Annotated in this window: 13 protein-coding genes; 6 read left to right on the top strand and 7 right to left on the bottom strand. The window is 35.7% G+C overall.

Translation table 11 applies throughout. The annotated features are described in order from the left end of the window. The first annotated feature begins 2 nt into the window (after positions 1–2). A complete protein-coding gene (locus ES948_RS05465) occupies positions 3–1,991 on the top strand; it encodes a bifunctional diguanylate cyclase/phosphodiesterase (RefSeq protein ID WP_152183940.1) in 1,989 nt (662 codons plus the stop codon). Here ES948_RS05465 and ES948_RS05460 read toward each other — a convergent pair. From ES948_RS05460 to ES948_RS05445, 4 genes are all read right to left on the bottom strand, one after another. Beyond that, positions 1,988–4,567, bottom strand: coding sequence for an ATP-dependent Clp protease ATP-binding subunit (locus ES948_RS05460; protein ID WP_152183939.1), 2,580 nt, complete (start codon positions 4,565–4,567; stop codon positions 1,988–1,990). The two genes, ES948_RS05465 and ES948_RS05460, sit on opposite strands and share 4 nt — an antisense overlap. 130 nt (positions 4,568–4,697) lie before the next feature. Beyond that, complete coding sequence (locus tag ES948_RS05455) at positions 4,698–5,561, bottom strand: pyridoxal-phosphate dependent enzyme (protein WP_152183938.1); 864 nt, start codon at positions 5,559–5,561, stop codon at positions 4,698–4,700. A 6-nt stretch (positions 5,562–5,567) separates the two neighbouring features. Beyond that, positions 5,568–6,398 (bottom strand): peptidylprolyl isomerase, encoded by an 831-nt coding sequence (locus ES948_RS05450; protein ID WP_152183937.1) that lies wholly within the window; start codon positions 6,396–6,398, stop codon positions 5,568–5,570. Between the two features lie 69 nt (positions 6,399–6,467). After that, positions 6,468–8,417, bottom strand: a complete 1,950-nt coding sequence (locus tag ES948_RS05445; RefSeq protein WP_152183936.1) for a response regulator — start codon at positions 8,415–8,417, stop codon at positions 6,468–6,470. A 66-nt stretch (positions 8,418–8,483) separates the two neighbouring features. Here ES948_RS05445 and nth point away from each other — a divergent pair, with 66 nt between their 5' ends. Then, the gene (nth, locus tag ES948_RS05440; RefSeq protein WP_152183935.1) at positions 8,484–9,125 is read left to right on the top strand and encodes an endonuclease III; all 642 of its coding nucleotides are present in this window, start codon (positions 8,484–8,486) and stop codon (positions 9,123–9,125) included. Positions 9,126–9,150: 25 nt separating this feature from the next. Continuing rightward, positions 9,151–9,378 carry a hypothetical protein gene (locus tag ES948_RS05435; protein WP_152183934.1) on the top strand — a complete coding sequence of 76 codons (228 nt, stop codon included), beginning with the start codon at positions 9,151–9,153 and terminating at the stop codon, positions 9,376–9,378. Positions 9,379–9,389: 11 nt separating this feature from the next. Here the strand turns inward: ES948_RS05435 and ES948_RS05430 are convergent, their stop codons facing one another. Then, positions 9,390–10,730 carry a hypothetical protein gene (locus ES948_RS05430; RefSeq protein ID WP_152183933.1) on the bottom strand — a complete coding sequence of 447 codons (1,341 nt, stop codon included), beginning with the start codon at positions 10,728–10,730 and terminating at the stop codon, positions 9,390–9,392. A gap of 8 nt (positions 10,731–10,738) precedes the next feature. After that, positions 10,739–11,455, bottom strand: a complete 717-nt coding sequence (gene cmoA, locus ES948_RS05425) for a carboxy-S-adenosyl-L-methionine synthase CmoA (RefSeq protein WP_152183932.1) — start codon at positions 11,453–11,455, stop codon at positions 10,739–10,741. Between the two features lie 65 nt (positions 11,456–11,520). Here cmoA and ES948_RS05420 point away from each other — a divergent pair, with 65 nt between their 5' ends. After that, a complete protein-coding gene (locus tag ES948_RS05420; RefSeq protein WP_152183931.1) occupies positions 11,521–11,874 on the top strand; it encodes a hypothetical protein in 354 nt (117 codons plus the stop codon). Between the two features lie 2 nt (positions 11,875–11,876). Here the strand turns inward: ES948_RS05420 and fbaA are convergent, their stop codons facing one another. Beyond that, a complete protein-coding gene (gene fbaA, locus ES948_RS05415) occupies positions 11,877–12,956 on the bottom strand; it encodes a class II fructose-bisphosphate aldolase (RefSeq protein WP_152183930.1) in 1,080 nt (359 codons plus the stop codon). 121 nt (positions 12,957–13,077) lie between these two features. Between fbaA and ES948_RS05410 the strand changes: the two genes are divergently transcribed. Beyond that, positions 13,078–13,728, top strand: a complete 651-nt coding sequence (locus ES948_RS05410) for a hypothetical protein (RefSeq protein ID WP_246153824.1) — start codon at positions 13,078–13,080, stop codon at positions 13,726–13,728. Positions 13,729–13,755: 27 nt separating this feature from the next. Beyond that, complete coding sequence (locus ES948_RS05405) at positions 13,756–14,460, top strand: hypothetical protein (RefSeq protein ID WP_152183929.1); 705 nt, start codon at positions 13,756–13,758, stop codon at positions 14,458–14,460.

Here is a 14,460-nt window from a genome sequence, read left to right as displayed (position 1 = left end):
TTATGAAATTTCAACATAAGGTCTATACTGCTCTTTTTATCAGTTTTACACTGCTGATATTTTCACTTAGTATTAGTTATACGAATATTCAGGACAATAACAAAGTTCTTGATTATTTAAATAAAGAGCATATACAACTGACAGATATAACAAACAAACTTAATTATGACCTTAAAAACAATCAAGCTATTTTATTACAATATCTGCTCTTAAAAGAGAAACTTTCTGACAATAAGATATCTTACTACTTTAAAGATATAGACAAAAGTATTACACAATTAAAAGAGTTTACAAAAACACATAGTGATCTTCCTTTAGAATTTAACAAATTACTCAAAACTGTTGAGAAAAGAGTTTTTGCCTATAAAATAGTTGAACGCTCAGTTATTGAAGCTATTAAAGCCAATGATAAGGAAGATATCTATGATGCTATCATCGGTTTTAATGATGTCACAACAAAATTCTCCCATGACACAGAAATACTAACGAATCTTGCAAATACTCTTTTATACAATAAAATAAACACCCTGGAAAAAAACAATGAAAAAAGTTCAATAACTCTTCTTTTCTCATTTTTTACAGCTTTTTTACTCATTATTTTCTCTATTTACAAGTTTAATAAACTCCGTTATGACTTAAAGTCACAATTAAAACGCGCCCATACTGCTGAAGAACAACTACGTATTGCACAAAAAGAACTTTTACACTATAACGAAAACCTGGAAAAAGAGATCAGTAAAAAAACAGCTGAACTCCATAACAAAATATATACACACCCTATTAGTGGGCTTTCAAACAGAAATAAACTTCGAGAAGACACATCCCTCTATAATTTTACAAGAATGGCTCTGCTTAACATTGACAAATTCCAGTCCTTTAATGATGTCTATGGAGAAGAGGCCGGGAATACAGCTCTGAAACTAACTGCTGAATTTCTTCAAAAAGAGATCCAAGATATGCCGGTTCTCCTGTATCATATCGGAGGCGATGAATTTGTCATTGTCTGTATCAATGCAACACAGCAGAACAATCAGATATTTACAGACATAATAAATACTATTTTGAAAAACTATAAAAATACAAAATTCACCTATAAAAATAAAACTTTCCAATTTATGATGAGTTGTGGTATCACCTTTACAGGAAAAAACAAGATGCTTGCCTATGCGGATATGGCGCTTAAAGATGCTAAAAAGAAAAATATTCAATTTGCAATATTCCATGAGGATAAAACACTTGAGAAAAAATACAAAAATGATATCGAGTGCCATAAAAAACTAAAATCAGCATTTGAAAGAGATGCTATCATCTCTTTTTACCAGCCGATCATTCCTCTTACAGATGACTCTTTAGGTGTCAAATATGAATCTTTGGTTCGTCTTAAAGATGAAGATGGCAAATTCATTCCTCCCTTGCATTTTTTAGAGGTTGCAAAAGCCAATCGTATCTATTACAAGATTACCAAAAGTGTTCTTAAAAATACACTTGCAACAATTGAGAAGTATAAGATTCACTGCTCCCTTAACCTATCACTTACTGATATTCAAAATGAACGAACAATGCAAAACTTTTTTCAAACACTCAATCTCTTTGCATACAATGAACTCTTAACTGTTGAACTTCTCGAGACTGAAGATTTTCAGGATTATGCTGTGGCATATGATTTTTGTATGAAAGTTCGTTCTTATGGAGTCAAAATTGCACTTGATGATTTTGGAGCAGGGTATTCCAACTTTTCACATATCTTAAAGCTTCCTGTTGATTTCATCAAAATTGATGCTTCTCTTATCTCAAATATTGATAGAGATTATAACTCAAGACTTATGGTGGAGACGATTGTCTCTCTTGCAAAACGATTAAATGTACTTACTATTGCAGAGTTTGTCTCTTCAGAGGAGATTTTAGAGGTGATAAAAGAGATTGGCGTAGATTATGGACAAGGCTTCCACTTAGGAAAGCCTCTACAAATAGAAGAGTATCTAGAGTCTTAAGAGACTTTAACTGCTACCTCTCCATTTTCCACTGTAAACTCTACTTTAGAACCCTCTTTTACAGTGCCCTCAAGGATCAAGTCTGCTAAACGATCCTCCACGATTTCATAAAGTGCACGTTTTAGTGGACGAGCCCCATAAACAGGATCAAATCCAGCTTCTGCGATATACGCTTTTGCCTCTTCAGAAAGAGAGAGTTCAATATCACGCTCTTTAACTTTATTTTTAATATCATTAAAGAATATCTCAACGATTCCTTTAATTTGTTCAGCACCAAGTGCATTAAAGATTACAACATCATCAAGTCTATTCAAGAACTCTGGTTTAAATGCCTGTTTCAATTCAGCCATAACCATATTGTCAAGTTCCTCACCTTGAGGGTTGTTAATAATCTTATCACTTGCAATGTTAGACGTTAAGATAATAATAGTGTTCGTAAAATCTACTGTCACACCTTTATTATCAGTCAAGCGTCCATCATCCAGTACTTGCAAGAGGATGTTAAATACATCTGGATGCGCTTTTTCCACCTCATCAAATAAAATTACAGAATATGGTTTACGTCTTACCGCTTCAGTAAGCTGTCCACCCTCTTCATATCCTATATATCCTGGAGCTGCACCCACTAAACGGGATACTGCATGTTTCTCCATATACTCACTCATGTCAATACGAATCATTGCATCTTCAGAGTCAAACAGGAACTTCGCAAGTGTCTTAGCTGTTTGTGTTTTACCAACACCCGTTGGTCCTAAGAATAAGAAGCTACCAATCGGTCTGTTTTTATCACTAAGACCCGCTTTGTTACGTTTAATAGCACGTGATACTGCGTGAGTAGCTCGCTCTTGACCTACAACAGTTTTATTTAACTCATCTTCAACATGTAAGATTTTATCTTTCTCACTTTGAAGCATTTTGTTTACAGGAATTCCTGTCCAACGACTTACAATAGATGCAATAGACTCTTCATCCACTGAGTTTTTAAGCAGTGTTCCAGCCTCTTGCATTCTTGCCCACTGCTCATTAAGTGATTTCTCTTCTTCAAGGAGCTTTGGAATCTCACCATACTCAATCTCTGCAGCACGGTTAAAATCAGACTGCGCTTTTGCAAGCTCTGCTTCACGACGTTTTTGTTCTACTTCACCTTTTATTGAAGAGATTTTCTCAAAGACCTCTTTTTCAGTCTGGAACTGAGACTCTAAAGTTCTTACTTTCTCTTCAATGTCAGCGAGTTCTTTTTCTATCTCTTCAAGACGCTTCTCATTTGAAGGAGTTTTCTCCATCTTAAGCGCCTCTTTTTCAACCATGAGCTCAGATAATTTACGTTTTGCAGCACTGAGCTCATTTGGCTCAGACTCTATCTGCATCTTGAGCTCAGCTGCTGCCTCATCGATAAGGTCAATCGCTTTATCCGGTAGGAATCTGTCTGCAATATATCTGTCAGACAGTTTTGCAGCTGCAACAAGCGCAGAGTCTGTAATGTTAACATTATGGTGCGCTTCGAGTCTCTCTTTAATTCCACGAAGGATTTGCAGAGACTGATTTACTGTCGGCTCATCAACACTGATTGGTAAGAAACGACGTTGCAGTGCCGCATCTTTTTCAAAGTATTTTCTATACTCTTTGAGTGTCGTTGCTCCAATAGTATGCAACTCACCACGGGCAAGTGCCGGTTTTAGGATGTTTGCTGCATCCATTGAACCCTCACTTGCTCCAGCCCCTACGATTGTATGAATTTCATCGATAAAAAGAATGATATTCCCATTCTCTTTTACTTCGTCAATTACTGCTTTGAGTCTGTCCTCAAACTCTCCTCGATACTTTGCACCCGCAATAAGTGCAGACATATCAAGTGCAACCAGACGTTTGTTCTGGAGTGATGTTGGCACATCTCCATTATGAATTCTCTGTGCAAGACCTTCAACGAGTGCAGTTTTACCAACCCCTGGTTCACCAAGTAACATCGGGTTGTTTTTTGTTTTACGAATTAAAATCTGCATCGTACGAGCAATCTCTTCATCACGCCCGATTACTGGTGGAAGCTTTCCTTCTGCTGCCTCTTTTGTAAGGTCAATACCATATTTTGAGAGCGCTTCAAGCGTTTCATCTGCTGTTTGGGAATCAATCTTTGCTCCGCCACGAGCAGCTTCAAGCTCTTTTGCAAGTTCCATTACATCAACATACTTCGGTAAAATCTCTGAAAATGGCACTGTTTGTAAGTTCGCTAAGATATATGTGTCAACTGCTAAATATGCATCACCATTTTTAGCCATTAGACCTTCACCATTTTGTAATGTTCTTACAAATTCGTGAGAGAGTTTAATATTCTCTTTTGTCACAGATGAAGATTTTGGCAGCTTCTCAGCTTGGGATTTGATGTCAAGCTCCATTGCCACTTTATCAACACCCATTTTGTTAAACATCTGATTCAAAACTGACTCAGAGTTTGTTAAAAGTGCCCATAAAAAGTGTATTGGTGTAACTTCTTGATTTTTATTATGAAGTGCTAAAGATACCGCACTTTCAATTGCTTCTGTCATATTATGTGTTAGTTTTTCAAAAATATTATTGCTCATTTGTAAATCCTTTTATTTTTTTCTGGCATAAGTATAGAATTTTTTCACTTTTTGCTTTGCTACTTTAGTTGCAAAAGTCACTAGACTTCTTAGAAGTTTTGTAAGAAGCCTAACTATTATACTCCTTGAGTCACTCTTTGTCAAATTTTCTATAGCGTTCTAACATAGAGCTGTTCCCACTCACGCCACCACTATGAATATAGAGAATTGCTTCATCAGTATGTTCCAAAAGGCTCAGCCACATAGCAGGTGCATAGAGCAGATCAAATGCAACTCCTGCTGCTAGCAGTTTTTTATATATTTCATAAAATTCTTTATAGGGTTTTGCAAAATGATACTTCTTTTTTGGCTTTAAAATCATTAGATTATCTGGTATTTCAGAAAGTGCCAGCATCTGTTCTTTCAGATACACGATATCTCCAACACAAGGTGTAGTATAAATTCTATACTCAGGCAATGCTTTAGCTAAAAAAAGAGCAGTTGTTCCTGTTCCTGATGGAGTAGCCACTGCTTTTATATGAGGGAGTTTCTGTAATTGCTCACGCAACTCAGTAGCTAAAACATCAAGACCTGCTTTTGCTTCTTGCACTGCACCGCCTTGGTCTATTACAAAACTCTTCTCATCTAAGTTCAAGCGCAGTGAAACAATAAAATCTCTATAGAGTTCACTGCTTATCTCTTTGTGCTGCATTCCAAGACGAAGTGCCTCAGCATAGTTTCCAAGCGGATTTTCTTTTTGTCTGTGTGAAAGCTCTTTTGTATAATAGATAAACTGCCACTCTTTGTGTTTACATAAAGCAGCGATTGCAAGCATGGCATTGGATTGTGTTCCACCGTAAGAGATGACTGTAGTATATTTTTCTTTTGGAGTTTGTAAAAGTGTATAGAGTTTTCTGTATTTGTTTCCTGCCAAATAAGGGTCGATCAAATCATCTCGTTTGACAAGGAACTCTCTTCCATCTAAAAAGATTTTAGACAGAGGAGAAGTTTGCATGGCTGCTTACTTGATAGTAGCTTTTTTTTGAAGTTCATCCATTTTTTTCTTCATAACTTCTTTAAACTTTTCCATTTTCAGACGTTGTTCAATAAATGCTTTTACTTCATTGAAACTTCTTGTCATTGATGGTTTTTTATCTTCTAAATAGATTACATGATACCCGAACTGAGTCTTTACAGGTTCTTTTGTAACTGTACCTTTTTTCATAGAAAATACTTTATCATTAAATGCAGGTACCATTTGCCCTTTTGAAAAATAACCTAAATCTCCACCATTTGGGCCACTTGGTCCAGTTGACTCTTTCTTCGCAAGTTCTATAAACTTCTCTTTGAGTTTATTACCGCTTAAAGATTTCAACTGTGCAATGATTTTTTTCGCTTCATCTTCTGTTTTTACTAAAATATGACGTGCATGAACAGACTCTTTTTCTCTAAACTCATCAATATTTTTATTGTAATAATCTTTTAGTTCTTTGTTTGAGATTTTAATACCATCAAGCAGCTTTTTTTGCCAAACTTGGATAGCAAGCTCTTTTTTCATTCTCTGTTCAAGTTTTTTGTACTCTGCTTTATACTCTGCAGATTTCGTGATACCGGATTTTTTGGCATCATCATAAATAAGCTCTTTACCTATAAGCTGTTGAAGAACCTGCTGTCTGAATGCTGCCTGACGATCAGCCGGCACCTGATTAAATCTACCCTGTGTAGCCTGCATTAACTCTTGGTCAACTTCCTCTTGAGTGATTGGTTTTCCGTTAACACTTACTAAAGTTTTTGCTGATGCCACTACACCAGTTAAGAGTAGTGCTGCAAGTAAAATCGTAACTTTATTCATTCTAGTTCCTTGTAATTAGTTATGAAAAGTTTAATAAGTTTATATTAACGGTTATTAAACAACTCTCATTTATACAGGAACTTTCAGATATTTATCTAAGATAGACTCTAACTTTTCACGCGTTAATGGTTTGGAGAGATAATCATCCAAACCTTCACTCAGTAACATCTCACGGTCACCCTCCATCGCCATTGCTGTAAGTGCAACAATTGGAAGTTTCGTTTTTCTTGAGAGTTGATCCTTTATCTGTTTTGTTGCAACAATACCATTCATCTCAGGCATATCAATATCCATAAAGATAATATCAAACTTATTTTTCTTTGTCATATCAACTGCTTCCAAGCCATTTGCCGCTGTTGCAACCATAATATCATACTCCTGCAATAACAACTGAATGAGGCGCTGGTTAATCAAGTTGTCTTCGACAACCAATGCTTTGATTTTCTGTTTTAGATTCAACTCTGGCACTTCTTCTGAAACTGTTTCAAATTTATGAATCGCATAAAGGTGTTTTGCCATACTGCTTGGTAAAAGCGGTTTATGAACCGTCTCATCAACAATGTGTGTCAGTTTTGTCTGTAATCTCTCACCTTCATCTAAAAGAAGTATGATAGGCGCCTTTTTCGAATATGTCCCAAGCTCCAGCATCCAGGATGAATCGTTCTGATTTGCCACTATATAGAGTGCATCTATATCATCATAGAGCGATTCATCTAATAAGTTTGACTTGATAACATCAATAGCAAATGCACGCAGATAAATTGTCAAAAAGTTTGCCTCATCCACCCTACTTTTATCAAGTAGCAGCACTTTTACTTTTCTTTTTGGCATCATTTTAAAATTCTGCCCCTCAGAACGTTTAAAATTAAGCACAAAGTTTACATAGGTACCGCTCTCTTTTTCACTGTTGATACGAAGCTCTGAGCCCATAAGTTTTGCAAGTCCGTAGGAGAGGCTAAGCCCTACTCCCATTCTCTGGTCTGCATGATTTCCTGCAGTAAACGGCTCATACATAAATGCTATCTGTTTTTCTGAGATACCCTTGCCGTTATCTTTAACACCAAAGCCTATACTGCAGTCTCCATTTTGTGCACGTTTGAGCAGTTTCACTTCTATGATTACTTTAGCTCCACGTGGTGTGAACTTGACAGCATTTTGTGTAATGGCACTCATAATCTGTAAGATTTTCTTCATATCACCTGTGAGTACTTTAGGAAGTTTCGGGTCAATAAAAGAGAGAACTTTAACCCCTTTTTCCTCTCCCATTTTATAAAAATTGTATATAAGTTCTTCCATCTCTGGTAGAATATTGAACTCTTCATTTTGTAAAGTGAGACGGCCACCTTGAAGCTGAGAGAGATCTAAAAGTATTTCAATATTGGACATTAGGCTTTTTGATGATTTGGAGATCATATTGATATATTCAAGCTGTTTTTGATCTAAGTTTGTCTCTTTTAAAAGTTCTACAAAGCCTAAAATACCATTCATCGGTGTTCTAAACTCATGTCCGATATTTGCCAAAAATTTCGTTTTAAGCTTCTCGACCTCTTTTATTTTTAGCTGTGCCTTATGCAGTGCTGTCATATCTTTCAGCTCTAAAATATAAAGATTTTTATTGTGCGGGTAGATACTACAAAATGCATCGATGACAAGTACTTCATTTGTCTCTTTTGAAGTTATACTGACACGGTATCCATCACTCTTGTATTTTTTGATATAGTCAAGCCAGCTTTTATCTGACTCTGTAAATATCTCTTCACTCTCATTTAAAAAGATATCTCTGATACTCTCATTTTCTCTTTTAAAGTCATTGATATCGTGGTAGGACATCGCTTCTAAAAAGTGTTTGTTGGCCCATATCCATCCTTCGCCTCCTAAAAAGCAGAGTGTCATACTCTCATTTGTATCAACGATATGTCGAAAAAAGTTGTTATCTAAATATTCTGACACATCATCTTCTACAATGACCGGCTCACAGCTCTTCTCTTTTAAGCCAAAAAAGATTGAAAAAATACCCATAAGTTTATCCCCAAAAAAAATGTCGTAATTTTGATTATAACACAAAAAAGTGCTAAAATCCATTTTATGAAAAAAGCAACAAAAAAAGAGATAACAGAAATACATAAAAGATTTGTCGAAAGATACAGTGACGCTGTAACAGAGCTGGAATATAAAAATGCCTATGAGCTTGTTATTGCTGTCGCCCTCTCTGCACAGTGTACAGATAAACGGGTAAACCTGATAACACCTGCACTTTTTGAAAAATACCCCACTCCAGAAGCATTGGCAGAGGCCGATATTGAAGATGTCAAAGCACTCATTAACACTTGTTCTTTTTTTAATAACAAAGCAAAGAATATCATTAAGATGGCGCAACGTGTTGTCGAAGTCTATGGCGGAGAGATTCCGATGAATGAAAAAGACCTCCAAACACTTGCAGGTGTCGGACAAAAAACAGCAAATGTCGTGATGATTGAATATACAGGAGCCAATCTTATGGCAGTCGATACTCATGTTTTTCGTGTCTCACACCGTTTAGGTCTTAGTGATGACAAAACTGCCAAAGCCACAGAAGCAACTTTGGTTAAAAAATTTAAAAATGACTTGCATGCTCTACATCAGGGAATGGTACTCTTTGGACGCTATATCTGCAGAGCCAAAAATCCAAAATGCGATGAGTGTTTTTTAACAGACCTCTGCAAAACAAAAGAGAGTTTTAAAGTTTAGGTATAAACCTTGCTTTATAAGTGATATGAAAAAAAGCATCCTACTATTAACACTCTTATTAACGACACTCTTTTTCTCTGCCTGTGTGAACAAACACGGTATATCTATGAAATACTACAGTGATTGTAAAGAGTACTATGACCTGCAAGGATACTATCATAAAGAGTGTGGTGAAGATGATATCATTACCTACAAAGAGATGAAGGAAGCCATTAAGAAAAAAGAGCCTGAGCCTACTTCCAATGTTTGGTAATTTATCTCCTCTTATTTCAGGGCAGAGAGATAAAGCTTTTGATTTTTCACACGAAAGATGGCTTTTGCAACCGTTTTTCTCTTTCTTTTTAAAACTCTGCTAAAATCATTTGATGAAGCATAAAGCTTTCTGCCACTTACTTTAGGATCTCCAAAAATCATATGCATTGCTTTTGATGCCATCATATTTGCAATGTTTTTCACTTTCTGTTTCTTCTTCTGCAGACTCTCTTGAATCAACAGTGTTGTCAAAGCAGCAAGTTTTTGTTCGCCATTGATTCTAGTGTCAAAAATAATCTTGTCATACCTTGTACTAATAGCTCTCACCGGTGTCACAAGTGCGAAATTTTTTGCATGGTTGAGTGCAAAGTAGAGTCCATCCTTTGCATCAATATGCTTAGCCTGATTAATTCTCTTCCCATCATACAATCCTGTTTTTTCATTGTAGGTATAGACAACGCTACAGTTTGAGTAGTACGAGCCTTTTTTAAGTTTTGTACACAAAATTGGCAGATTGAAAGTAACATTTTTATAACGACTGTAGCTTACCTGAAAGTACTTCTGATATTTTGCAAAAGGGTTTGCACGCAGTAGCTCTTTTTCTTTTGGAAGTCTCCAATATTGCACCATTGAATTGACTTCCAGTTTACTTAAATGTGCCACACGCTTTGCTTTTTGCTCTTTTTTCCCTGCCTTGTAAAGTGTTATACTGTTTTTATTTTTAAAAAGAAAGTTCCTTCCTCTGTATCTGAAGTACCCTGTATATATTAAGGTATCTATCTTTGTTTCATAGATTTTCGGCCAAGGTGTGCCTTTTGCATAGAGTGTATTTTTGAGAATTCTCTTTGGATATTTCTGCTTTACATAATCGACATATGCACTTTGTAATGCCCATATAAGCTTGTTTTTACTGTCATACTCCAAAGTAAAGAGATCATGATGGCTTTCCCACTCTATCTTTGTTACATACTTGAAGTATTGAGTATCGTAAGGATTTTTGTTTTTCGATAAGGAGATATGTAAAACCAAATCATCTTCAAGGTTAATCCATTTCTTATACTTTTTATATCCTCTTTTTGTAACCTCTATAAGGTACTTACCACTTTTTAGTTGCATACCATCATGATATTTCGGTTTTATATTCAAAATTCTCACACGGGCACCTTCGACACTCTGAACTGTAAGTGTATGCTCTTTTGCTTTTGCAGGCTTTGTATCTTCTGATAGAGAATTATTCGTTTCTATATTTTTAGCAACAGGAGTATCTGTTAGAATTTTTGGAGCAGGCTCTTCTTGCATACATCCGCTAAAACAAGAGAGTAAAATTATTAGTAGTGGTATAAAAAATCTCATATTTATTTCTACTTTATCGCTATAAATGTAGCAAAATTTGCCCATCGAAAAATCACTTCACAATGTGAAAAACCAGCATTTTTCACCATAATGATATTTTCCTCTTCACTGTAAGGAACTAAAACATTCTCCAAGGCTTCCCGTTTTTGCATTATCTCATACTCCGAGTAGCCTTGATCTTTTTTAAAGTCATAATAACACTCTATCAAATCTTTATTTAATTTAGCGTGATGTGAAATGATTTTCTCACTAAAGATAAAAACTCCTGTTTCTGTAAGTGCATCCGCAATTTTTGTAACAAGTTCTTCTCGCACGAGCGGTCTTATAAACTGCAGTGTATAGTTTGAAATAAAAACATCTGCCTTTTTATAATCATACTCCAAAATATCCGCATTTGCGACATGCACATTAGCACCAAAGGCTTCTATCTTTCTTTGTGCACGCTCTAACATTGCTTCTGAGTTATCAAGACCTATGAGTGTTGCAGGAGTGTTTAAATCTCTGTGAATATCAATAAGCAGTGATGCAGTTGAGCATCCTAGGTCATATAAGACCCCATTCTCACGCAGTGCTTTTAGTGCAAAAAACTTTGTGATTTTCTGGCTCTCTTTATAAAAAGGAACACTGCGCTCTAGCATATCATCAAAGACAGCGGCTACCTCTTCATCAAATTCAAACTGTTTTTTTATCGGTTTTGTAAATACTTTATCATTCTTTTCATTCATAGTACGCTATTTTATCAAAATTGTTCTATAATTAAGATTTTAGCAATACTGACAAAAGGTTTTTAATGGAGATAAGTACTTCAACATGGATGATGATAGCTTTTATCATCGCACTGATATTTAGTATTTGGAAGATGTACCCTTTTTTAATCAACCGAACTCTCGAAGATGATGATACCGGAGAGGATTCACACAACTATCTTATAGAACATATGCACAGAGTTTTAAAAGATTTAGAGGAGACCCCTGATGAAAAAGTACTTCATGAGTTAATGACAAATCATGAAGCCTTTGATAAAGAAAGATTTTGGAGATTTAACCTTAATAAATTAAGACAGCTTCTCTTTAGACACTACGGAGAAAACCCTCACCTCAATTCTCTTGAGAATATCCATCAAGAAGCTAAAGAGAGAAACTAAGCTTAGTTTCTATCCATTGCATTGAGATCTTTGTAGGCTTGAAGAACACGCTCTACTAAAGACTCTTGACCTGCACGCAGCCATTTTCTAGGATCGTAGTATTTTTTATTTGGTTTATCTTCACCCTCTGGGTTCCCGATTTGCGCTTGAAGGTAGTCATGATATTTCTCAACATAGTTTTTCACGCCATTCCATGTTGCCCATTGTGTATCAGTATCGATGTTCATTTTAATAACACCGTAAGAAATAGCTTCTGAGATCTCTGAAGGAAGTGAACCCGAACCGCCATGGAAAACAAAGTTTACAGGTTTTTTCTCAGTTGACATCTTCTCTTCAATGTACTTTTGAGAGTTATCTAATATCTTAGGAGTCAGCTGAACATTCCCCGGCTTATAAACACCATGCACATTTCCAAATGATGCAGCAATTGTAAAATTAGGAGAGATCTCACTGAGCTCTTTATATGCAAGTGCTACTTCTTCTGGCTGTGTATAAAGCAGTGCATTATCAATGTTTGTATTGTCAACACCATCTTCTTCTCCGCCTGTTACACCAAGTTCTATCTCAATATGCATACCGATTTTACTCATTCGCTCCAAGTAAGCTTTGGAGATACCAATGTTCTCTGCCAAAGGCTCTTCAGAGAGGTCTAACATATGTGATGAGAAGAGAGGTTTTCCTTGAGTTTTATAATAGTTCTCACCAGCTTCTAAGAGTGCATTTATCCACGGTAGGAGTTTTTTTGCAGCATGGTCTGTATGTAAAATGACAGGTACACCGTAAGCTTCTGCCATCATATGTGTATGAATAGCACCACTGACAGCACCTAAAATGGCAGCTCTTTCATTCTCATTGCTTAGCCCTTTACCTGCATAAAATTGTGCTCCGCCGTTACTAAACTGTACAATAACAGGCGAATTTGCTTTTTTTGCAGCTTCTAACACACCATTCAATGATTCTGTATTTACTACGTTCACTGCTGGAAGTGCATACCCATTCTCTTTTGCGTGATTATAAACTTTTAAAACATCTTCACCAAAAAGTACACCCGGTTTTACAATATCTAAGATACCTTTGCTCATTTTATTCCCTAAAAATTTATTTTACATTATCTTACCGTTTTTTAGTTCTTTGAAACTAATAAAAATTGTGCAAGAAGTCTATTTTTGGAATTATAATCTATAGTTCATTTAAAACAACTTTATGTTAGAATTGATTATGACAACAAAAAGAGAGATCACTACCGATATTGTTTTAATAGACATCATTGACTTTTCCAAACTTGATTCACAACAGCAGCTTGAAATCATCTCGTTTTTAACACGCAGTTACCGTAAGGTTATTGAGAAGATGCTCTCTCATTCTGAGATAGTTTTAGAGAGTTTTATCATGGGTTTTATTCCGACAGGAGACGGTTTTTACTGCATACTCAATCCAAAGTACAAAGGCTACGGTGTAATTCTTGGACTGAGTTTCAACCACTTCTCAGACCAGATTGCAAAGATGTTCCCTTACTTTCATGGTATTCGCATTGCAGTTCATACCGGTGGAGTCAAGCAGTTTCGTGACATTTTAGGACATAAAAACTTTATAGGAGACGGTCTTAACGACTGTGCGAGATATTTAGAGTTAAAAGATTTTACCATCTCAACGGTTATGGTCTCTGACATCGCATATGAACATCTTAAAAAATTTCTCAAAAAAAGAGAAGATTACAATGAACTTTTACAAAGAAGGGAGTTTAAACACTCTGAAGCCTATGTCTTTAAAGACAAACATAACTTAACAAAACGAGGCTATTTAGTATGGATGAGAAAATCAGGTATAATTACTCCTCCAAAATATAAATTTTAAAAGCTGCAGCATAAAGGAGCAAACAAGATGAGACTGACTTTAGATGAGTATTCCAAACACTTTAAAATGTCCAAAGAGATGATAAACTCCAAGCTGCGTGCAAAAAAACTCAACTATATCATAGAAGATGGAGTAACTTACATCATTGTTACAAGAAGCTCACTTGATAAAGAAAAAAGAGAAGCAATTCATAAAGAGAAAAAAGAACAGACACAAGAAGCAAAACAGCAAGACAAAGAGGTGAAACAGATGCCACAAAAACCAAAAACAACAGTTGCCATGGTACTCTCACTCTATCAAAAAGAGAATCAGCAACTTAAAGAAAAAATCATTCAACTTGAAGCAAAAATCGACAAGCTCATTGATGACAAAGAGCAAATGCTACGTGATGAGATGAATAAGATAGAACAGGTTTACTCTAAAAAAGATGAGCAATTAAAAAATATCCTAGAGCTAATGAACAGACAACTGCTTACGCAAAACTCACAGACTATCCACGATGTGGACACTGTGGTCGATACAAAAATAAGTAAAAAAGAGAAAAAAACAGAAGATGAGATTGTAGAGTTAAAAGAGTACCTCAAAAGACTTGATCTTGAACCTTATCAGCGAAAAATCATCAAAAAAAGATTTCTTGCTGTCTATGACAAAGATGTACGCATCATCAAACAAAACGGCAAACTCTATCTGAACTTTTCAAAATATGACTACAGTGATCTTTTAGAGTATTAA

Origin of the sequence: Sulfurimonas indica (assembly GCF_009192995.1) — a bacterium.
Taxonomy (GTDB): Bacteria; Campylobacterota; Campylobacteria; order Campylobacterales; family Sulfurimonadaceae; genus Sulfurimonas; species Sulfurimonas indica.
The sequence above is the reverse complement of the archived record's forward strand: the minus strand, read 5'-3'. Positions and strand labels throughout refer to the sequence as shown.